This window comes from Thiorhodovibrio frisius (assembly GCF_033954835.1).
Lineage (GTDB): Bacteria > Pseudomonadota > Gammaproteobacteria > Chromatiales > Chromatiaceae > Thiorhodovibrio > Thiorhodovibrio frisius.
The window spans coordinates 5,274,212-5,295,342 of the sequence record NZ_CP121471.1 but is presented as its reverse complement, the minus strand read 5'-3'; the positions used below and the strand labels follow the sequence as shown (position 1 = coordinate 5,295,342).

General features: G+C 62.7%; 23 protein-coding genes. 16 read left to right on the top strand and 7 right to left on the bottom strand.

The window, feature by feature from the left end; translation table 11 throughout:
• Positions 1–3: 3 nt before the first annotated feature.
• The 4 genes from Thiofri_RS24040 (at position 4) to Thiofri_RS24025 (ending at position 2,960) form a co-directional block, all read left to right on the top strand.
• Positions 4–327, top strand: a complete 324-nt coding sequence (locus tag Thiofri_RS24040) for a M48 metallopeptidase family protein (RefSeq protein WP_009149239.1) — start codon at positions 4–6, stop codon at positions 325–327.
• Positions 328–413: 86 nt separating this feature from the next.
• Positions 414–1,745 (top strand): glucoamylase family protein, encoded by a 1,332-nt coding sequence (locus Thiofri_RS24035; RefSeq protein WP_040855923.1) that lies wholly within the window; start codon positions 414–416, stop codon positions 1,743–1,745.
• Between the two features lie 103 nt (positions 1,746–1,848).
• Positions 1,849–2,598, top strand: a complete 750-nt coding sequence (locus tag Thiofri_RS24030; protein ID WP_040856941.1) for a Crp/Fnr family transcriptional regulator — start codon at positions 1,849–1,851, stop codon at positions 2,596–2,598.
• Positions 2,599–2,705: 107 nt separating this feature from the next.
• Positions 2,706–2,960 (top strand): hypothetical protein, encoded by a 255-nt coding sequence (locus tag Thiofri_RS24025; RefSeq protein ID WP_009149236.1) that lies wholly within the window; start codon positions 2,706–2,708, stop codon positions 2,958–2,960.
• On the opposite strand, the gene Thiofri_RS24020 is transcribed toward Thiofri_RS24025, so the two are convergent.
• Both Thiofri_RS24020 and Thiofri_RS24015 read right to left on the bottom strand, forming a co-directional pair.
• Positions 2,953–3,171, bottom strand: a complete 219-nt coding sequence (locus Thiofri_RS24020) for a YgaP family membrane protein (RefSeq protein ID WP_009149235.1) — start codon at positions 3,169–3,171, stop codon at positions 2,953–2,955. The two genes, Thiofri_RS24025 and Thiofri_RS24020, sit on opposite strands and share 8 nt — an antisense overlap.
• 111 nt (positions 3,172–3,282) lie before the next feature.
• Positions 3,283–3,696, bottom strand: a complete 414-nt coding sequence (locus Thiofri_RS24015) for a DUF1523 family protein (RefSeq protein WP_009149226.1) — start codon at positions 3,694–3,696, stop codon at positions 3,283–3,285.
• 650 nt (positions 3,697–4,346) lie between these two features.
• Between Thiofri_RS24015 and hypB the strand changes: the two genes are divergently transcribed.
• The 12 genes from hypB (at position 4,347) to Thiofri_RS23955 (ending at position 15,982) form a co-directional block, all read left to right on the top strand.
• Positions 4,347–5,246 (top strand): hydrogenase nickel incorporation protein HypB, encoded by a 900-nt coding sequence (hypB, locus tag Thiofri_RS24010; protein ID WP_009149220.1) that lies wholly within the window; start codon positions 4,347–4,349, stop codon positions 5,244–5,246.
• Positions 5,239–5,817, top strand: a complete 579-nt coding sequence (locus Thiofri_RS24005; protein WP_223296739.1) for a DUF302 domain-containing protein — start codon at positions 5,239–5,241, stop codon at positions 5,815–5,817. The genes hypB and Thiofri_RS24005 overlap by 8 nt, the downstream gene beginning before the upstream one ends.
• A gap of 251 nt (positions 5,818–6,068) precedes the next feature.
• The gene (locus Thiofri_RS24000; protein ID WP_009149218.1) at positions 6,069–6,836 is read left to right on the top strand and encodes an MlaA family lipoprotein; all 768 of its coding nucleotides are present in this window, start codon (positions 6,069–6,071) and stop codon (positions 6,834–6,836) included.
• Positions 6,837–6,955: 119 nt separating this feature from the next.
• A complete protein-coding gene (locus tag Thiofri_RS23995) occupies positions 6,956–7,273 on the top strand; it encodes a hypothetical protein (RefSeq protein ID WP_009149217.1) in 318 nt (105 codons plus the stop codon).
• A 46-nt stretch (positions 7,274–7,319) separates the two neighbouring features.
• Positions 7,320–8,387: a V0D/AC39 family V-type ATPase subunit gene (locus Thiofri_RS23990; protein ID WP_009149216.1), complete on the top strand. Its 1,068-nt coding sequence runs from the start codon at positions 7,320–7,322 to the stop codon at positions 8,385–8,387.
• Positions 8,388–8,592: 205 nt separating this feature from the next.
• On the top strand, positions 8,593–10,473 hold the full coding sequence (locus Thiofri_RS23985; RefSeq protein ID WP_040856933.1) for a V-type ATP synthase subunit I: 1,881 nt from the start codon (positions 8,593–8,595) through the stop codon (positions 10,471–10,473).
• 102 nt (positions 10,474–10,575) lie between these two features.
• Positions 10,576–11,022 (top strand): ATP synthase subunit C, encoded by a 447-nt coding sequence (locus tag Thiofri_RS23980; RefSeq protein WP_009149213.1) that lies wholly within the window; start codon positions 10,576–10,578, stop codon positions 11,020–11,022.
• A gap of 66 nt (positions 11,023–11,088) precedes the next feature.
• Positions 11,089–11,430, top strand: coding sequence for a V-type ATP synthase subunit F (locus Thiofri_RS23975; RefSeq protein WP_009149211.1), 342 nt, complete (start codon positions 11,089–11,091; stop codon positions 11,428–11,430).
• A gap of 64 nt (positions 11,431–11,494) precedes the next feature.
• A complete protein-coding gene (locus Thiofri_RS23970; RefSeq protein WP_009149210.1) occupies positions 11,495–12,136 on the top strand; it encodes a V-type ATP synthase subunit E in 642 nt (213 codons plus the stop codon).
• A 4-nt stretch (positions 12,137–12,140) separates the two neighbouring features.
• Positions 12,141–13,955: a V-type ATP synthase subunit A gene (locus Thiofri_RS23965; RefSeq protein ID WP_009149208.1), complete on the top strand. Its 1,815-nt coding sequence runs from the start codon at positions 12,141–12,143 to the stop codon at positions 13,953–13,955.
• Complete coding sequence (locus Thiofri_RS23960; RefSeq protein ID WP_009149206.1) at positions 13,952–15,331, top strand: V-type ATP synthase subunit B; 1,380 nt, start codon at positions 13,952–13,954, stop codon at positions 15,329–15,331. Before Thiofri_RS23965 ends, Thiofri_RS23960 begins: the two co-directional genes overlap by 4 nt.
• 30 nt (positions 15,332–15,361) lie before the next feature.
• Entirely contained in the window at positions 15,362–15,982 is a 621-nt protein-coding gene (locus Thiofri_RS23955) for a V-type ATP synthase subunit D (RefSeq protein WP_009149205.1), read from the top strand.
• A 71-nt stretch (positions 15,983–16,053) separates the two neighbouring features.
• On the opposite strand, the gene Thiofri_RS23950 is transcribed toward Thiofri_RS23955, so the two are convergent.
• The 5 genes from Thiofri_RS23950 to Thiofri_RS23930 form a co-directional block, all read right to left on the bottom strand.
• Positions 16,054–16,296 (bottom strand): hypothetical protein, encoded by a 243-nt coding sequence (locus Thiofri_RS23950; protein WP_009149204.1) that lies wholly within the window; start codon positions 16,294–16,296, stop codon positions 16,054–16,056.
• 146 nt (positions 16,297–16,442) lie between these two features.
• Positions 16,443–17,801 (bottom strand): peptide-methionine (S)-S-oxide reductase MsrA, encoded by a 1,359-nt coding sequence (gene msrA, locus Thiofri_RS23945; RefSeq protein ID WP_009149203.1) that lies wholly within the window; start codon positions 17,799–17,801, stop codon positions 16,443–16,445.
• 236 nt (positions 17,802–18,037) lie between these two features.
• Positions 18,038–18,769: an endonuclease/exonuclease/phosphatase family protein gene (locus Thiofri_RS23940; protein ID WP_051023871.1), complete on the bottom strand. Its 732-nt coding sequence runs from the start codon at positions 18,767–18,769 to the stop codon at positions 18,038–18,040.
• Positions 18,762–20,900, bottom strand: a complete 2,139-nt coding sequence (locus Thiofri_RS23935) for a VTT domain-containing protein (protein WP_009149201.1) — start codon at positions 20,898–20,900, stop codon at positions 18,762–18,764. The genes Thiofri_RS23940 and Thiofri_RS23935 overlap by 8 nt, the downstream gene beginning before the upstream one ends.
• Positions 20,897–21,130: a response regulator gene (locus Thiofri_RS23930; RefSeq protein WP_009149200.1), complete on the bottom strand. Its 234-nt coding sequence runs from the start codon at positions 21,128–21,130 to the stop codon at positions 20,897–20,899. The genes Thiofri_RS23935 and Thiofri_RS23930 overlap by 4 nt, the downstream gene beginning before the upstream one ends.
• Position 21,131: the final 1 nt, after the last annotated feature.

Below are 21,131 nucleotides of genomic sequence, written 5' to 3'. Positions count from 1 at the left end.
GGGATGGCCGATGCCGCACGCAAGCAGGCCTTCAAGGCGCGAGTTCGCCACTGGGCGCAGCGGTTGGAGGTGCGGGTGGTCCAGCTCAGCGTCCGCCCCATGCGCAGGAAGTGGGCGTCCTGCTCCACCAACGGTCGGCTGAATTTCAACGACGAATTGCTCGCGCTGGATACCGAGCTGTGGGACTACGTCATTGTGCATGAGATGCTGCACTTCTCGGTGCCCAACCACGGCAAGCTCTGGAAGAGCCTGATGCAGGCGCATCTGGGGGATTACGAGGCGATGGAGGAAAGGTTGGCGGACATGGATAGCTCGGCGCGGGGTTGACCCATTGCTTTGCTACGAGGCGGGCCCATGATGACGTTGCCATCAGAACAGGCAATTCCAGCGGGCAAGACATCGCTGACGCCATCGTGACGCAGACGCCCGCACTTCCTCCCGCGGCAGACGCCGAGCCCCTGTCGCTGGCCGACGAAGCCATGCTGGACGGCTTGCAGCGCGCCGCCTTCGATTACTTCGTCCGGCACACCAACCGCGACAATGGCCTGGTGGCCGATACCTCGCGACCGGGCTCACATGCGAGCATCGCGGTCGTTGGCTTTGCCCTCTCGGCCTACCCGGTCGGCGTCGAGCGCGGCTGGATGACGCGCGCCGAGGCCCTGCAGCGCAGCCTGACCGCGCTGCGCTTCTTCCGGGACAGCGACCAGAGCGGCACGCCGGAATCGACCGGGTACCGCGGCTTCTACTTCCACTTTTTGCACCAGGACAGCGGCACGCGGGCCCGGCGCTGCGAGGTCTCGCTGATCGACACCGCGCTGTTGCTGGCCGGCATGCTGACGGCGGCGGCCTATTTCACTGCCGCCACGGCGGACGAGACCGAGCTGCGCGCGCTGGCCGACAGGCTTTACCGCCGCGTGGACTGGTGCTGGGCCCAGCGCAAAGGCGCCGCCCTCGTGATGGGCTGGAAGCCCAAGAGCGGCTTTCTCAACTATGGCTGGGAGGGCTACAGCGAGGCCCTCCTGCTCTACACGCTCGGCCTGGGCTCGCCGACCCATCCGCTGAGCGAGGCCAGCTTCCCGGCCTGGACCAGCACCTACCAGTGGGAGAATCTGTACGGCATCGACTTCCTCTATGCCGGGCCGCTGTTCATCCACCAGTTCTCGCACGCCTGGATCGACTTTCGGGACATCCGCGACGACTTCATGCGCGAGAAACACTGCGACTACTTCGAGAACAGCCGCCGCGCCACCTACGTGCAGCGCGAGTACGCGATCCGTAACCCGCGTGGCTTCGTCGGCTACGGCGAGGACGGCTGGGGCCTGTCGGCCGGCGACGGTCCCAAGACCCCACGGCAACGCATCGCCGGACGCCGACAGTCATTCTACGGTTATGCGGCGCGCGGCGTGCCCTACGGCCTCGACGACGGCACCCTCTCCGGCCCCTCGGTGCTGGCCTCCCTGGTCTTTGCCCCCGAGATCGCGCTGCCAGCCATCCGGCGGATGCTCGCGCGCGGGTCCGCCACCGATGACCGCGCCGCACGCGCCAGCGGCTACAACGACACCGTGCACGATGGCTGGATCTCCGAAGGTACCTTCGGGCTCGACCAGGGCCTGATCGTGCTGATGATCGAGAACTTCCGCTCCGGCCTGCTGTGGCGACTGCTGCGCGGCTCCAAGCCGATCCGCACGGGCCTGCACCGCGCCGGCTTCCGTGGTGGTTGGCTGGCCGAGGGCGGGCAGCCATGACCCCCAGCGGAGCGAATCAGTCTTGACAGCTTGCTGACGTCAGCCGTCAAATTCACGCAGTCCGATCCTGGACCGTCAATCATGGAGGTGTCGCATGCCTGACATGCCCAGCATGCCCAACCTACCGCCCCCAAGCCCGCGCCAAAACCATCTGCTCGCCGCCCTGCCCGAGGATGAGTACGCGATCCTGAGTCAGGAACTGGAGCTGGTTCCCTTGCCGCTCGGGATGGCCATCTACGAGTCCGGGGAGGTTTTGAACCATGTCTATTTTCCCACCACCGCCATCGTCTCCTTGCTGTACGTCATGGAGGATGGCGCATCGGCCGAAATTGCTGTGGTCGGCAACGAGGGCATCGTCGGCATCGCGTTGTTCATGGGCGGTGCCACCGTGCCGAATCGGGCCGTGGTGCAGAGCGCAGGCCACGCCTATCGCCTGAAGGAGCGTGTGCTCAAGCATGAATTCGACCGCTTCGGCGGTCGCCGCCAAGGAAGCTTGCAGCCGCTGCTGCTGCGCTACACCATGGCCTTGCTGGCCCAGATGGCACAGACCGCTGTCTGCAATCGTAACCATACGGTGGACCAACAACTCTGCCGCTGGCTGCTCCTCAGCCTGGATCGGCTGCCCTCCAACGAGTTGCACATGACCCAGGAGTTGATCGCCAACATGCTCGGGGTGCGGCGAGAGGGGGTGACCGAGGCCGCCGGGCGGTTGCAGAAGGCCGGGCTGATCGACTACAGCCGTGGCCGAATCACTGTGGTGGATCGACCGGGCCTGGAAGAACGCGTGTGCGAATGCTATGAGGTGGTCAGAAAGGAGTTCGATCGACTGCTTCCGGAAGAGCCCCGAAAATAGCTCGCGCAAGCAAGCCTTTCCTATCTCTCGCCTTTCCTTTCTCTCTTTGGTAGCGGTCGCTGACCGGCTGCGCGACCACTTGCATCCGCACTCCCATCAGGGCGCTTATGTGCGGCAGCGCACCGATAACCATCGCCATGACGCCTATAAAGCTGATCACAAGGTTTCAGTTGGGCGCTGCTGATGCGCGTTTTGACCATGCAATGTATGAGCCTGTGATCAAAGTGTCGCCTGGAAAAGGCTTCAAACTGAGCAACTGCGAGACGAAGGTGAAGTCCTTCTACAAGTCGAAGAAGCATTATCACAAACGGCTCGATAAGGGCATTGAGGCCCGGTCGGTTGGTGGTCCGGTCGCTATTTGACCAAGGGGACCTCAGTCTTTTCGGTACTGAAACCGAACAGCGCGTAGGCCGGGCAGAACCGGAACCAGGCGGTGGCGAGCAGTACCGCGCCGATCAGTCCGACAATCCAGTGAGTGCCGAAGAAGACGCCGACGATCAACATAACGCCGAGTACTGCGCGGACCAGGCGATCAATAGTGCCAATATTATGCTTAGTGAAATCAAGATTCATGATCAGTGCTCCAGTGGTTGAGGATCGGTCTTGGGCCTCCATGCCCTTTGTTCCCGAAAATAAGACGGGCACGCAAAAAGGCTGAGAGCCGCAAGGGCGCAAAGGCCCGCTTCACTCACCTTGAATCGCCGCTGGCCCCTCTTTGGATGGCGCATCAATACAGCGCTTTGGTGCGTCGATCGAGATGACATTCGGGAACATATCCAAAAACGCGATGCGCATACCGTAACCATGCAGCGTCACGGGTTCTTGCGGGCAGTCTTGTGTGATACGGCTCGCGAGCGCCTGAAGATCTGCGGAATCGAACTTAAAGTACGGAGGCATGAACCCGGCGTCCTCGTTGCGGAAAATCTGCGTGTCAGCGGTGCCTGTGCGGACGGTCTCGATGCGATACTGGATATTGCGACCATCGCCGGTCACGCCCGAGATCTGAACGTTCCAGGTATCCGCACCCCAGAACAGCCAGAGAACGGCGATCACGATGGCGATGACAACACCGAAGATGATAGTGAATTTCTTTTTCATGAGGTCGTTACTCCATATCGGTCAGAGGTTTGGATTGGGCCGCAGCCACCGTCACTCATGCCTCCAGCAGACGTTCCAGCACCACCCGAAAAGCCTCCGCGCTGCGGTCGCGAAAGGCTTGCGCCGAGCCCCAGAGATACAGCCGGAAACGCCGGTAGAGCGTCTCGCCCCAGTCGCCTGGCGATCATGCGTGTCGCCTGGTCAGCGCAGCCAAGTGAGCATCGTTGAATTTCCTTCCATCGAGAGTTTGATCGAAGTGTCCGGGGGCTGTCGGTTCGGTAGCGCACAAAGAATGCTTTTGTCTATGTGTGCTACCGAACCGACGGCCAGCCGCCTTGCGCATAAATAGACAAGGCTTGGCCAACAGGAGACACTCAGCCTCGGTAGGGGCCCCATGAACCACACGGACAATCTCGATGGCATTGTGCTTCATGCACCCTCGGTTTCCGTGGCATGCGCTGCAACAAGCTGCCGCCGTGCCTCGGCCTTAATCGCCGCCAAAGTGGCGTGCAGCGTACCTCTGTCCTGACCGGGCACCGCTGGCTGATGGCACCCGCCCGGTCCAAGGGGGTTGTCGACGCCAGTGGATCAGGCTAGGCTTTGAGCTACTTTCGCACGGCCAACCACCTAATTCAGGGAGAATCCAACCCATGTGCGATACCTGCGGTTGTAATGTAACGCCCGGCAATGCGCATCTGGTGACCGGAAATGGTCCTTATGCACACACGGCGGATGGCCAGGCGAGCGTCGAGGTACTGAGCAATCTGCTCGGCGAGAACAATCATCAGGCGGGGCATAACCGTCAGCACTTCGCCGCCCATGGCGTGCTGGCTATCAATTTGATGTCCTCGCCCGGTGCCGGCAAAACCAGCCTGCTCGAAGCCACCATTGACGCGCTCGGCGATGAGGTGCGCATCGCCGTGATTGAGGGCGATCTGGAAACCGAAAACGACGCGGAACGCATCCGCGCCCACGGCGTGCCGGCGGTGCAGATCGCCACCGGCAGCGCATGCCATCTTGATGCGCATCTGGTGCATGATGCGCTGCATGAACTCGACCTCGAGCAGATTGATCTGCTGTTCATTGAGAACGTCGGCAACCTGGTCTGCCCGGCCAGCTTCGATCTTGGTCAGCATCGCCATGTCGCCCTGCTGTCGGTGCCCGAGGGTGACGACAAGCCGGCAAAATATCCGGTGATGTTCCGCACTGCCGAGTTGGTGCTACTGACCAAGACTGATCTGCTGCCGGTGCTGACGGACTTCTCGCCCGAGCGGGCCGAGCGCTATTTGCGCCAACTCGCCAGCGAGGTGCCCTTCCTGCACACGGCGGCGCGCGGCGAGGGGGTCGGTATCGGCGCTTGGCTTGACTGGCTGCGCGCGGAGTTGGTTCAGACTAAGGCCCGGGCGACAGAGGAGCCCGGCCTCCACCCGGATCACCACCACCACCATCATCATCATCATCACCCGCATCACCCGCATCACTCGCATCACCCGGGGCAGATGCATCAAGGGGCCCATCACCATTCACATGGGCACTCGCACCATGGCTGAGGCAGCCTTGATGCCGCTCAGACCCTGGGTTTCGCGCCTGACAGGGCCAGGCGCAAAGCAACAGCAGCCTTTGTCACGCGCCCGGCTGTTCTTGCTCGCCCTGTTGCTGATGACGCTCAGCGCGGGAGCATTCGCGGCGGATGATGCGCAACCGGGCCAGGCCGGGCAGAATGCGGCGGCGGTTTACGTCAGCGACAGCGCCTTTGCCGATGTGATGGACGGCCTGCGCCTAGCGATCGAAGAACGCGGGTTTATCATCAACAAGGTGATGCACATGAACGAGATGCTTGAGCGCACTGGCGCCGATCTCGGCATGGATGAGGCGCTGTTTGGCGAGGCACAATCGGTTGAGTTCTGTAGCTCGGCGCTGTCGCGGCGGATGATGGCCGAAGATCCCTCGCGCATCGTCAACTGCCCTTTTATTATCGCTGTTTACACCCTGCCGGATGAGCCGGGAAAAACCCTGGTTGCACATCGGCGTTTTAGCGCCGGAGAGGTTGCGAGCAGCGCTGTGATGCAAGAAGTCGCCAGCACGCTTGAGAGCATCGCCGAGCAGGCGGTGAGTTGGTAGCAGGCGCGCGCCTTTCTCTGAGCTCCGCCGGGACAGCTTTTCGTAATCCCGACACCGGTCGCGGCTGTGCTAACATAATCTTATCGGCACAAAAACATGGTGTCTGTGACGTCATTGCGAATATCACCATTTCCGTGAAGCCATGAGGACAGGCGCGCCGGCAAGCAGGCCGCTGCGGTGCATTCCAGTCGGCAAAACCAGCTGCGGCGACGCTGTCGCCGGGATGATTGAGAAACCGGGAGAAACAGGGCATGAAGGCAAGCGAATACCGACTTATTGTGACCAAACCAGGCGCGCTGTTTGCCGCTTGTCTTATGGTCATATTCGCCGCCGGCTGTGCCTCGGTTCCTCCAGAATATCGCGATCCGCGCGACCCCTGGCAGCCCTACAACAGGGCCATGTTCAAGTTCAACACCGACTTTGACAACGCCTTTATCAAACCTACCGCCGAGGCGTATCAGGCAATCACACCCGAGCCGGTCAATCGCAGCGTGACCAACTTTTTTGGCAATGTCGCCGACCTAACCTCGGCTGTGAACAATCTGCTCCAGTTCAAGCTTTCGCGCACCGGCAGCGATATCAGCCGGGTGCTGGTCAATACCACAGTGGGCGTGCTTGGCCTGTTTGATGTCGCCACTAACGTGGGCATCCCCAGCTACAAAGAAGACTTTGGCCAGACGCTCGGCTACTGGGGCTTTGCCAACGGACCCTACTTCATCATGCCCATCATCGGCCCCAGCACGGTTCGCGATACTTTTGGCTTTGCCGGCGATGTGGTCATCGACCCCTGCTTTAGCGTCAACAGAGATGAAATTTACTGGGGCTTCATCGGTTTGCGGGTCATCGACAAGCGTGCAGGCCTGTTGACAGCGGGGGAAATCTTCGAAGAGGCCGCGATCGACCGTTACAGCTTCGTCCGCGACGCTTATCTGCAAAAGCGTGACAATGACGTCCATGATGGCGACCCGGCCGACGATGCCATTGACGACAACGTCTGGGATCTCGGCGTTGTTGAGTGACAGGGCGCACTCAGGCTCATAGCCCCGGCCACCTCGGAGCATGAATCTGCTGTTTCACGATAAAGCCTGCCAAGGCTTGCGCAAACTAGCACCCCGTAACCGGTGAGAACGAGAACGCAATGGATGACACCCTAAAACGCCTGCTCGACGCCGAGGTGCGTGCCGAGAAAATCGCCCAGGAGGCCGAGCAAGGGCAGGAACGCGTGATCCAGCAGGCGATGCAGGACGCGCGCGTTGCCGAGGAGCGCTTCCGTGCATCTATCCCGGAACTCCACCTCAGCCAGATCGACAAAGCCGATGAGCGCGCCGGACAGACGGTGGCTGAACTGCGCCGCCGCTACGACGAGCGCCACATCCAACTGCGCGACATGGCCGAGCAGCGCGAGGACCAGGCGCTGGATGCGGCCTTTGCGCTGCTGATCGACACGCGCCTATGAACCTCTCACCACCGAACCTCTCCCCACTCGCACTGCCGCCGCCTGCATGAGCGCCGCCGCGCACGCCTATCTCAACACCCGGGTCTCGGTAATGAGCACCCGGCTGTTAGACCCCGAGCGGGCTAAGGCCCTGCTTGAGCTCGGCCTGCCGGAACTGGCCGAGCAACTGGAGTTGCAGTCGGTGATTGAGGATCAACTCTCGGCCCATGCCAAGGTGCGCGCGGTTGAGCAGGCGCTCATTGCGACCTTGCTCGCTGATGTCGCCGTGCTGATTCGCCCGATGAACCCGGCTGAACGCGCACTGCTGCTGAGCTGGGCGCGCCGTTATGCGCTCTTTAATCTCAAGACCCTGATCCGCGGCAAGCTCTACGATCTCGACCCGACAACCATCCGCAACGACCTCTACGACCTGCCGCCCGGCCTGCGTCTGGCGCGCGATGAACTCTTCCGCACCGAGAATGTCCTGGAGTTGCTGCGGGTGCTCGAGCGCGGGCCTTTCAGCCTGCTCGCCCGCCAGGCACGCGAGGTCTATGAACAAAAGCGCGAGCCCTTCGCGCTCGAGGCCGCCATCGACCAGCAGTACTACAGCGACCTGGTGCGCCAGACCATGCGCTTTCAGGGCGACAGCCTGCAACCCCTGCGCCGACTGATGGGTGCGCTGCTTGATCGCATCGACGTAATGTGGATGCTGCGCTTCCGCTTTGCCTATGGCTTCTCGCCGAGTGAGACCTTCTATCAGCTGGTGCCCTCGCCGCGTCTGCTGCATCGCGAGCGCCTGCTTGATCTGGTCAACCGCGAGACACTGCGCCAACTGCTCGATGCCCTGCCCGAGCCACTGGCTGCGCGCATGGCCGATGCCGAAGATGTGCTGGAAGTCCAGCGCCGAGCCGCCGCCCATCAGGCCGAGGAGACCCGCCGCATCCTCACCCAAAGCGCCTCAGGCGTGGCCCGGGCACTGGCTTATTTGATGCTGCGCGAAATGGATCTGATGTTACTCTTCGCACTCTTGCAGGGTGGGCTGCTGGGGCTGCCGCCGGATGTGATCAAAAGCGCCGTCGACCCCCATGCCTTTGGGGCTGCCAATGGCGGCGGCGCACTGGCCGCAGCGGCCTGAGACCGGAGACTTCCATGGCCCGGCTATTCCCCATCAGAACCCGCGCGGACAACCCAAGATGCGCCTGAATTTCCCAGCGACCAACTCCGCCGCCAACTCCGCTACCAAGCTGAGCCTGCGTCTGCGCGAAGAGCTATCCCGGCTGTGGCAGCTCATCCGCGGGGAGGTCGAAGACGACACCCGCCCACGCTTGCTGCCGCTGCCGATGCAGCATGTGCGCCTGATGCTGATGACCGAGGATCTGCCACGCGCCTCCCTGGCACTGGCCGAGACCGGACAGTTCCATCCCGATACCCGCCCGCCGGAAGAACCGGCGCTGTCCAATCTCCCCGGCCACGACTACCGCGAGACCTTTGTCCAGGCACGCTCGCGCCTGGATAAGATCGTCCGCATTGCCGAGCTTGAGGACAGCCCGATCCTGGGGCAAGCGCAAGTCATCGACCATCAAGTGCTGGACGCGCTCAACCAAAAACTCGGCACCCTGTGGGAAGACGCCTCCCATCTGGAAGAAGACTTTCGTGGCCTCGATGAGGAAGAGCGGGTACTGCGCGAGCAAGAGGCGGCGCTTGAGAACTTTGCCAATCTCAAGGTCGACCTGGGCGTGCTCAAGCGCAAAACGCGCTTTCTTGATTTCTACATCGGCCTGGTACCGCGCGAGAATGTCAGCCGACTCGAAGGCGCGGTGGCCCTGGCCGGGCATCTGCTGCTCAACTATTTGCAGCGCGACAATCACGCCCATGTGGTCATCATCGGCCCGTGCGGCGAGCGCGAGAATCAACTGGCCTCGGTACTGAGTTCCGCCGGCTTTCAGGCGCTGCCAATTCCCGACGGCATCACCGACAAAACCACCGAAGAACTCGAGGCCGATTTTCGCGCCCGCCATCAGGCGCTCGAAGCGCGCCGTGCCGCGCTCGAGCAACAACTGACCGACTGGCGCGACAAACACCGCGAACAACTGCTCGACGCGCGCCGGGTGCTGCTACTGGCGGAGCCGCTGGTGACCCTGGACCCCTCTATTCATGGAGTGAAAAGCCTGGCGGTACTGTGCGGCTGGGTGCCAACGCGCGCTATCGACCGACTGCGCAAAAGCCTGAACGCGCATCTGCAACTCCCCTTCGCGCTCGAAACCCGCCGCCCCACCGCTGCCGAGCGCCCGCTGGTGCCGACCGTGCCGACGCACAACCAGGTGCTCGCGCCCTTCTCGACCCTGGTCAAGCAGTATGGCATCCCGCAGTACGGGGAGATTGACCCCACGCCGCTCTTTGCCGTCACCTTCCTGCTCATGTTCGGCATGATGTTCGGCGACGTTGGCCATGGTGCCGTGATCGCGCTGGCCGCTTATCTGGCGCGCAACAAGCTCAAGAGCTTCGCCGCTTTTGGCATCGCCGCTGGTGTTTCTTCCATGCTGTTCGGCTTCGTCTTCGGCAGCATTTTCGGCGTCGAGCACTGGCTGCCGGCGCTGTGGATGCCACCGCTGGAAGACCCTATCACCATGCTCAAGGTGGCACTCGTCTGGGGCATTGTTTTTATCATCGCCGCCTGTTCGCTTGGCATCTACAACCGAATCGCTGTCGGCAACATTCAGGGAGCGCTACTCGCCCCGCATGGCCTGGTCAATCTGCTGTTTTATTTTGGCTTTCTCGCCGGTGGCTGGAATCTTGCCAGCAGCGGCGGCTTTGGCCTCTGGCCGGGGCTGATCGTGCTGGGCTCGCTGGCGACCCTGGCGGTGCATCAATGGCGACATCTGTCCGGGCCGGTCGGGGAGAAAATCCTGGTGGTTTTCATCGAGACCCTGGACACTGTGATCGTCTATCTGTCGAACACCCTGTCGTTTTTGCGCGTTTCCGCCTTCAGCCTGAACCATGCCGCGCTCGCCATCGCCATTTTCACGCTCGCCGACATGCTCGGCGCCTTTGGTACCATAGTGACCCTGATCCTCGGCAACCTCTTCATCCTGGTGCTGGAAGGCGGTATTGTGATGATCCAGGTGATGCGTTTGCAGTATTACGAAGGCTTTTCGCGCTATTTTTCTGGCGATGGCCATGAATTTGCACCCTTGCGCTTGCGTTTTGGGGAGAGCCCTTAGGGCGAATTTTTTCGCTGGGTCGGTTTGGTTGAATTTGTTGTTGCATTCTTTCTTGGCTGATTTAGTCACTCTCTTTATTCACTCTTAAACGGAGTCGCCCACATGTACTGGCTTGTTGTTCTGATGTCCCTGGCCATCTTCTCGCTGGTGGCGAGCGGCCTCTATCTGGAGTTTCGCCCGGCACAGGCGGTGCGCACCCGTGCCTGGTTCAAGCCTGTGCTCAGCACCCAGTTGCTCGGTTTCTTTGGCGCCCTGATTGGCATTCTGGTCCTGGGCGTGGGTGATGTCATGGCCGAGGCCGGCGAAGCCGCGACCCAGGCGGTCGAGATTTCCACCGGCATGGGCCTCGCCATTCTTGGCGTCGGCATCCCTACCGGACTCTCCACCATCGGGGCTGGCATCGCTGTTGGCCCGATCGGCGCTGCCTCCTTGGCCGCCGTGATGGAGCGTCCCGAGGCGCTTGGTCGCAGCCTGATCTTCCTCGGCCTGGCCGAGGGTATCGCCATCTACGGTCTGGTCATGAGTATCCTGCTGCTCAATCGCATCTGATAGCCGCCAAATAACCGGCGGACAATCGACCATGTCATTGATACCTTTGCGGTTCGGACACCTCTCATGAGCGAGACAGCCGCGCTCGGCGATCCGACGCTCATGCTTTTCCTTGGCGACCAGGCATTGGCAGACGGCTTTCGGCTAATCGGCTTCGAGACCCATCCCGATCCCTCGCCGGAAGAAGTTGACAAGCGCCTGCGCGAATTAGTGCGCGAGCGCGCTCGTGCCTTCGTGATTGTCGACGATGACCTGATGCAAGCCGACATCCCGGCTTTGCAGCAGGTGCGTCGCGAGGGCGGGCGCATCGTGGTGATCGCGGTGCCCAAGCTGCAGGCCGATCCGCAACTGCACAGCGATGTCGCCGCGCGCCTCAGCGCCATGTTCGGCGGTTCGCAGTTCCGTTAGGCCCAGGCCCCGAAAGCTCGACCAACCTCGACTCAATTGACCACTGCCCCAAACAGGCTCCACCGTGAACCAAGCACAAGATCTGGAACAGGCCATACTCGCGCGCGCTGAGCGCCTGGCGCAGGAATACCGTGATCGCGGCCAACGCTCGCGCGATGCCATTCTGCGCGAGGCAGCTGAAAAGCTGCGCCTGCGTGAGGAGCGCGAGGACAGCATCGCCAAGTCTCTTGGCGAGCGCACCTTCCGCCAGCAGGTGCAGGCGCAGGAACTCAAAATGCAGAGCGACCTCGACCAAACGCGCTGGAATCTGGTGCGCAACGTCGAGGCGCGACTGACCGAGCGCATGTTCACCCACGCCGATGATGAATCGGCCTATCTCGACACCCTGGCGGGCTTCATCAGCGCCGCTGCGCGCGAGATCGAGCACCAGGAGATGGTCGTGCAGGCCAACGCGCGCGACCTCAAACGTCTGAAGGCGCACTGGGAGCGCATCGCCAGCTCGGCACCTGCCGGCGCTCAGCTGAGCCTTGCCAGCGACCCCATCGACACCCTGGCCGGGGTGCTGGTCATCAGCGCGGATCGGCGTATCCGAGTCGATAACACCTTCGAGGGTCGCCTCGCTCGCCTCGGTACCCGCGTCCAGCAGACCATTCTCGAACGCCTGCTGCCGAGCGGCTTCGATACCGGCAACATCTTCGGTGGCTGAAACCATGACAGAGACTCAACGCAGTGGCCGGGTGCGCGAAATCAACGGCCCTATCGTCACCATCGACCTGCCGGGCGCGCGCAGCGGCGAGCAGATCAAAATCGGCGAACTGGGGCTGATCGGCGAGGTCATCTCCCTGAGCGGCGAGCAGGCCGTGGTGCAAACTTACGAAAGCACCGACGGCGTGCGCCCCGGCGAGCCTGCCATCGGCCTTGGCTGGCCACTGTCGGCTGAGCTCGGCCCCGGGCTGCTTGGCGGCATTTTCGACGGCGTGCAGCGACCACTTGAGAAGATCGCCATGGAGTCCGGCGACTATATTCGCCGTGGCCTGGCGCTGCCGGCGCTGGATCGCGCGAAGCTTTGGGAGTTCGAGCCCAACAAAAAACTGGAGCTGGGGACGCGCATTGGTCCCGGTACCGTGCTTGGCACCGTTCAGGAAACCGCAACCATCCTCCACAAGATTCTGGTGCCACCGGGCATCCGCGGCGAGCTGATCGAGCTGGCCCCGGCTGGCGGCTATGACATCGAATCCACCGTCGCCCAGGTGCGCATACCCGGGCAGGGGCCTAATCAGCCCGGGCGCAGCCATCGCCTGAGCCTCTATCACCGCTGGCCAGTGCGCCGCCCGCGTCCTTACAGCAAACGCGACGATGGCATCTCCCCGCTGATCACCGGCCAACGCGTCATCGACAGCTTCTTTCCGCAGCTTAAAGGTGGCAAGGGCGCGGTTCCCGGGCCCTTCGGTGCCGGCAAGACGGTGGTACAGCAGCAGGTGGCACGCTGGTCGAATGCCGACATCGTGGTTTATGTCGGCTGCGGCGAGCGCGGGAACGAGCTGGTCGATGTGCTCGAAACCTTCCCCCAGCTTGAGGACCCCTACACCGGGCGCAAGCTGATGGAAAAGACCCTGCTGGTCGCCAACACCTCCAATATGCCGGTGGTGGCGCGCGAGGCGTCCATCTACATCGGCCTGACCATGGCCGAGTACTATCGCGACATGGGCTATGACGTGGTCATGCTGGCGGACTCCACCAGCCGCTGGGCCGAGGCGCTGCGCGAAGTGTCCGGGCGCCTGGGGCAGATGCCGGTTGAGGAAGGCTATCCGGCCTATCTGGCCTCGCGCCTGGCCGCAGTGTATGAGCGCGCCGGACGAGTCGAGACCTATGACGCCGGCTCCGGCTCGGTCACGCTGATCGGTGCCGTCTCGCCGCCGGGTGGCGACTTCTCCGAGCCGGTCACCAGCCATACCAAGGACATCATCGAAACTTTCTGGGCCTTGTCCAAAGAGCTGGCCGACGCGCGCCATTATCCGAGCATCGACTGGGTCACCAGCTTCTCCGCCCATGTGCATACCGCCGCCGAGTGGTGGCACAAAGAAGTCGATCCCGCCTGGGAACAGCGCCGCGCGCAAGCTTTGGGGTTATTGGCCCGCGATGCCGAACTCTCGCGCATCGTCAACCTGGTCGGCCCCGAGGCATTGTCCGACACCCAGCGCTGGGAGCTCGAGGGTGCCTCCCTGGTGAAGGAAGGCGTCCTGCAACAGAGTGCGCTCGATGAGATCGATACCTTCTGCTCACCACAAAAGCAATTTGCCCTGCTTGATCTGGTACTGTCGATTTATGACAAGGGCGCCGACTTGATCGCGCTCGGCGTTCCGGTCAGTGAGTTGCAGAACATGCCACAACTGGCCAAGGTGCGCCGCTGCAAATCCATGTACAACAGCGACCAGGTCGATAGCATTCGCGCCCTTGGGCGTGAGGCCGAGCAGGCGTTTGAAGCCATCCGACTGGAATACGCCAAACAGGCGGAACACTCATGAGTATCAAGGAATACCGCACTGCCAGCCAAGCGAGCGGCGGCCTGATTGTTGTGCGCGACACCCCCGGGATTGCCTTTGGTGATCGCGTGCGCATCACCGACGAGCGCGGCGAGACGCGCGACGGCCAGGTGATTCGCGCGGCGGATGACGAGGTTTTGATTCTGGTGTTCGAGGGCACCGATGATCTGGACCTGTCCGGCATCTGGGTGCGCTTTCTCGACCAGCCGGTGGAAATCGCCCTGTCGCCGGAGCTGCTCGGGCGTGAATTTAACGGCCTGGGCGAACCGCGCGACGGGCGCCCGCCGGTGCTGTCGAACCTGCGCCGCGCAGTGGGCGGCTCAGCCATCAACCCGGCGGCGCGCACCTATCCGCGCGAATTTATCCAGACCGGCGTCTCCACCATCGACGGACTGAACTCGCTGGTGCGGGGCCAGAAGCTGCCGATCTTCTCCGGCTCTGGCCTGCCGCACAACCGGCTCGCGGCCCAGATCGTGCGCCAGGCCAAGCTGAAGGATCAGGACTCCAGCTTCTCAATCGTCTTTGCGGCCATGGGCGTGTCCTACGCCGATGCCAAGTTCTTCCGCGACGAATTCGCCAGCTCAGGCGTGCTGCGCAATGTGGTGATGTTCGTCAACCTCGCCGATGATCCGCCGGTTGAGCGCCTGACCCTGCCGCGCACCGCGCTGACGGCGGCTGAGTATCTGGCCTACGAACTCGACCGCCATGTGCTGGTGGTGATGACCGACATGACCTACTACGCCGAGGCGCTGCGCGAGGTGGCCACCGCCAAGGGCGACGTACCGGCACGTAAAGGCTATCCGGGGTATTTGTATTCCGACCTCGCCGAGATCTACGAGCGTTGCGGGCGCATTCACAACCGCCATGGCTCCATCACCATGGTGCCGGTGGTGTCCATGCCCTCGGATGACATCACCCACCCGATCCCCGACCTGACCGGCTACATCACCGAAGGCCAGATCGTGCTCTCGCGCGAGCTGCACAACCAGGGCGTCTACCCGCCGGTGCATATCTCGCCGAGCCTGTCGCGCCTGATGAAGGACGGCATCGGCAAGGATGACACCCGCGAGGATCACCCCCATGTCGCCGCCCAGCTCTATGCGCTCTATGCCCGGGCGCTGGAGACGCGCAACCTGGCTTCTATCATTGGCGCCGATGAGCTGTCCGAGCGCGACCGGCGCTATTTGAAATTTGCCGATGATTTCGACAAGCAATTCGTCGGTCAGGGTGAATCCGAAGACCGCTCGATCGAGGCCACGCTCAACCTGGCCTGGGAGCTGATGAGCAAATTCCCGCGCGACATGCTCACGCGGATGTCCGAGACCGAGGTCGCCAAGTACTACCAGGGCTCGGCCTGAAGCTTGGTAGTTAAGCTTGGTTGCTAATTAATGGCTCAACAAATCCTCAGGGTTCCGCCGACCAAAAATACGCTGCTGTCGCTCAAGAAGCAGACGAAATTTCTGGAAGATGGCCATGATCTGCTCGAGCGCAAGCGCGAGCTGCTGACCCGCTTGGTCTACGAGCGCATCGGCGAGTATCGCCAATTGCGGGAACAGGCCGAGGCCAAGCTCAAGGAGGCCTATCGTTCGCTCGGTATCACCCACCTGCGCATGGGCAACCGCGCCATGCATCAGGCTGCGCTTGGTGCGAGCCCTGCACTGAATGTCAACATCCTGCCGCGCCGCAGCCTAGGGGTGGAATATCCATCGGTACAAGCCTCGCCATTGCCGCTGAAACCGGCCGGGCTGTTGGGCACGGATGCCAGCTTCGACGCCACCTGTCGCCAGCTTGCCGAGGCCGCTGCCGTACTGGCCAATCTGGCCGAGGTGGAAATTGCCCTTCACCGCCTGATGGAGGAGCAGCGCAAGGCACAGAAGCGGGTCAATGCACTCAAATACAACATCATCCCGCTCTATCGGCGAACACTGCACTTCATTCAGTCAACACTCGAAGAAGAAGAGCGCAACACGCTATTTCAGGTAAAGATTCTGCGAGAACGAGCAGGCTGAGCGCGGTGCCCACCGTGGACGCCCCTCGACCAAAACAAAAAACCAGTTTGCGATTGGACTATCAGCAACGCCTAGGGTTGCTCTTGCTCTTGCTCTTGTCGTTCCGCAGTTGTGCGCAGAAAAGTCGCAATCAGAATAAATGGCACGAACAGCAGCAAAAGACCTCCAAGCGCCTGAATCAGGATATCGAGGAATGCCACCTGGGGAACCAGTGTCTTGCCAATCACCATCATAATGACGCCGGCGGCCATGAAAATGCTGCCAACCACGACGGCGTCGTTCATGGTCTTGCAGCCAATGCGGTGTTTAGACATTGCGGATACCTCTGCTGCTTCAGCGCCGTGAGAATCTGGCGCACATCCAACGAACATAGCAGATTTGACCATCACCCTGGGCCTTGGGTTGATGATCTGCGGGAGTTCGCGCTGTCCTGCCGGCGTCTATTCGCCCCGCTCAGCCCTCACAGCGGTTGGTCGGGAATGAAACGCAATACACCGCTATTGATGCAGTATCGCTTGCCGGTTGGCGGCGGCCCGTCATTGAACACATGGCCTAGATGAATGCCAGAGCTCGCGCTGCGCACCTCAATGCGGCGCATGCCATGGCTTGCATCCTCGTGCATGGTCACCGCACCCTCCAGGGGTTGGAAAAAACTCGGCCAACCGGTGCCGCTGGTGAATTTGGCATCGCTTCGGAACAGCGCAACGCCGGTCACCGGATCAACATAGGTACCGGGGCGGTGATTATCGAGCAACGAGCCGGTGAAAGGCGCCTCTGTCGCCTGGCCGTAGGCAATCTCGAAGGCCTCCGGGCTCAGGGTCTGCTGCGCGAGCCATCGCCAGAAGCCGGCGGCATCGCCACTGTAGCCGGTATGGCGAGCGCTTTCCTGGCCTTCCTCGAACAGCACGATGGTCGGGGTGGCCCAGAGTGGCTCGGCCAGCGTCCAGTCGCTCGGCGGCAGCGCAGAAAGAGTGGTACGAACTGGCACCGGAGATTGCCAGTGGGCAAGGACCTCTTTCTTAAACAGGGCGCAGTAAGCGCAGCCTTCGGCCTCAAAAACAATCAACTGACGCTCGGCCACGAGGTCGTTTGCACTCAGGGGTGGGGCTCCCTGCTCTTGCTTGGCCGCAGCGGCTGACTGCCCGTTTTCCAGCGGGTAGCGGACACCTGTCCCACCAAGACCGCAATAGCCGTTTGGATGCTTTTGCAAGTAGTCTTGGTGCTCCTCCTCGGCGGGATAAAAGGTCCTAAGCGGCGCGATCTCGGTGGTGATGGTGCCACGACCGGCGGCGTTCAGGGCTTGTTGATACCGCGCTTTTGTGCGCCGCGCGGCGGCTTCCTGTGCGGGCCCGCTGAAGTAAATCGCACTGCGGTAATTCGAGCCAACATCATTGCCCTGACGGTCGCCCTGGGTCGGGTCATGGTTCTCCCAGAAACCTGCCAATATCCGCTCCAAGCTGGTCTGAGCCGGGTCGAAAGTTACCCGTACCACCTCGGCATGATTGGCTTGCTCACCGCTACGCTCGTCGGCCAGAATCTGCCGGTAACTCGGGTCGGCGCGTTCGCCACCGGCATAGCCGCTGACCACCTCAAGCACACCCGGCAGTTCGGACATGCGCTTCTCGGCACCCCAGAAGCAACCCATGCCCAGGACAATCTGTTGTGTGTCGCCAGCCGCAGCGCCATCCTGCGCCCGCGCCCATCCTGAGATGAGCAGCACCGAACCCAGGGCGATGCTACCGATGACTCGCACAACCTGGCTCGCAAGGGCTCTGGCATCCCGGCTTGCGGGATTTTGGGTGATGGTCCAGTTTGTCATCAGGGTGGTCCTCATCAGTGATTGCCGTGAAATAGCAGCTTCATCCGCTAGAGTGGCCAGGGACAGGAGCCTTATCGGAAAAACGCCAGATTCAGTCTCCGGGAAGGCCGGGGGCCATGAACCGAAGACGCAAGCAGCATTCGTCAGTTTGCAAGAATATGATGCGAGCATTCCAACCAAACCCAAGTGCTGGAGTCGGGCTTAAAGGTAGGTAGGCCTCAAAGATGCGTCGCACATCAAGCAAAATGCGCCCACACCGGCCGATGATCCGAGGCTTGGCGACTGGTCGAACTGCGCTCGACGCCCCCAGCCTTAAGCTGCAGTCCCGTGTAGAACACCCGATCTAGCGTCAGCAGCGGCCAGCGTGCTGGATAGGTCGCTCGTGCGGGTGCCGCGGACAGGCGCTGGCGCAGGGGCTTAAGTCCCGGCGACCAGGCGAAGCCGTGATTGAAGTCGCCGAGCAGCACCAGCGGCGGAGGCGACGGCTGTGACTGCCAGCGATCGATCCGCGCGGCCAGTTGGGCCACCTGCGCGCGCCGCTCGCGCATGCCGAGTCCAAGATGGGTCGCCATCACCACGACCCGCTGCCCGTGCTGTTCCAGTTCGGCTTCGATCAGCCCGCGCGGCTCACGGCCCGGCACGCTGAGGTCGAGCAGATGGCGCGTCTTGATCGGCCAACGGCTGAGCAGCAGGTTGCCATAGTCGTTGTAGTCCCTGCGCAGCGTCGGGCCGAGCAGTGGCTCATAGCCAAGCGCGGTCAAGCGCGGCAGCAGCGCCAGGGTGGCGGCGGCGGGCGCGGGTTCGGTGGGAGTTTCGACCTCCTGCAGGGCGATCACATCAACATTGAGCGCGCGGATCACCTCAAGAATACGCCCCCAGTTGCGCCGGCGATCAGCGCCGATGCCGCGATGGATGTTGTAGCTGGCCAGGCTAAACAGTTCACCATCGGGCATGTCACCCTCAGCCATCACGCGTGTCCTTGAGCAGACGCCGCCCCACCCAGGCCAGACCGGCCAGCGCCAGGATGCCGACCAGCAGCAATGCCAGCGCACGCGGGTCGGCGCGACCGAGCACTGCGATCAGTCCCTCGGCAAAGACGGTCAGGGCGAGAATGCCGGGCAGCATGCCGAGCAGGGTCCCGAGCAGATAGTCGCGCCAGCGCAGCGGCAGCACCCCGGCGACCAGGTTGAGCACGGCGAAGGGCGCTACCGGCACAATGCGCACCGTCAGGATGGTCAGCAAGCCCCGCTGCCCCAGCCGATGCGCGATGCGCGACACCGTCGAGCCGCCCAGGCGATCAAGCAGGCCGCGCCCGAGCCAGGCACCCAGCAGGCGGCCCGCCGCCGCCGACAGGGTCGATCCCGTCAGTGCCACCAGTATGCCGGTCAGCGGATCAAACAGCAGCGCGCTGGCCAGAATGAGTAAGGTGACCGGCACCGCCGCCAGACTCGCGATGACGAATCCGATCGTCGCCAGCGGCGGCCCCCAGAGGGTACCTGAGAGGCGCCCGGCCGCATCGGCTAGTGCCTGCGGATCGAGCCAGGCACCGAGCGGGGTCCAGCGCCACAGGGCTGCCAAGGTCAGAAACACCCCAAGCAGCCCGAGCGCCAGGGCCAGCCGGCGACGTACCGGGGTGGCCTTGTGGTCCTCGGCCAGCAGGGTGGTCACCTGGGCGGGATCGAGCGGGCGATCGGGATCGACTAGGCGCTCGTCGGGCAATTGGCGCTGCCAGTCCGGGTCAACCGCGCCGTCGAGTTCGGCTAGACGCGGTGCTGAGGCAGCTTGCCCTTGGGAGCGCAGATGCTCAATGGTGGCGATCAGGCCTCCACCCTGAGCCTGAATCGCTTGCTCCCGCGCGCCGATCTCGGCTGGGGCCAAGCCGAGCCAGGGTGCCAGCAGGCGGTGGCGCAAGGCGGCGATGGCGGATACCTCGGCATCATCGCGCGCGGTCACGGACAGATCGCATTCACTGTCCAGGCCCATCGAGCGGTTACTGAGATTCGCCGAGCCGACCCGCAAGATCCGATCATCGGCGATCAGCAACTTGGCATGCACCATGGGCGTACCGGCGGTCAGGCCGGGGACCTGCGGACAATAGACTTTAAAACGCCCATGTCGGTCGGCCCGGCGCAGGCTCGCCAGCCGTCGCGCGCGCATCACGTCCATGGTGCGCTGTTGCAGCCAACTGCCGGTTTGTTCTGGCAGCAGCAGCACGATCTCCGGGCCTTGGCGCCGCCGCAATGAGCGGCACAGCTCAGCCACCACCGTGCGCGCGCTCAGGTATTGGTTTTCAAGGTACAGAAACCGCTGCGCTGAGGCGATCTGTTCGCGATAGAGCTGCTCGACCTCGCGCACCTCGGGGCGACCCTGGTAGCTTGGGACGGTGAGGGCAATGGTCACGGGGATGTCGCGCAACAGCGGCGCGACACCTGAGGGCCAGGGGTCCTCATCTGTCGGTCCCGCTGCGCAGGCATTGGCCAGCGCCGAGCCGCCGCCGGCGCTTTGCCAGCGTTCAACCAGCAGCCGTTCAAGCGCGCCGGCGGCCTCGGCATCGACCAGCAGTTGCACATCATGAAAGGGCGGATAGGGCTCACCGCTCGGGTCGCGCCGATGCGGGTCGTCAGCCCGGTGCGCGGAGGTATCCCAACGCCATTGCCCGAGATCGAAACCGCCGCAGTAGGCGATGCGCCCGTCGATGGCGACCAGCTTTTGATGCTGACTGGCCGCCAGCGGATGGGCGGAATCCTTGCAAAAATGCTGGCGCGGATGCTGCTGCCAGGGGTCATGGCCGAAGAACAAGGGCTCGCGCTCCAGCGCATAGATAGGCGCATAGTCCCACAGCAGGATAAACACCTCGAGTTCGGGCGCGCGCTCAAGCTGGTGGATCAGCAGCGCCCCGAGCTCGCGCGGATGGCCGTCGTCGCGACCGCCGCGCTTGAGCTCGATACGGCTGTGGATATCCCAGGCGGCGATGATGATCCGCCGCCGGGCACGCAGGATGGAGGCGCGTACGGTGGCGAAGTAGTCCTCGCCGTCGACCAGCGCGGCGAGGCGCTCGGTGCCGGCTTGCTGTGGTCTGTCGTTGTTCGAAGATTTCATCGGCATGCAGTCAGGATGGCATATCCGCTGGCACGCACGCGCACCGGGTCGGTGACCCCGCCATAGCCGGTGAACAGGATCCACTCGCGCGGCACCCCACGCCCGCGTACCTCCTCGAACAGATCGAGCGAATTGCCATCGGGCAGGCTCATGTCGGCGAGAATGACTAGGGGTTCGAAGGCGTCGCCGAGCAGGGTCTCGTCTTCGAGGATCAGCAGTGGGTTGGACATG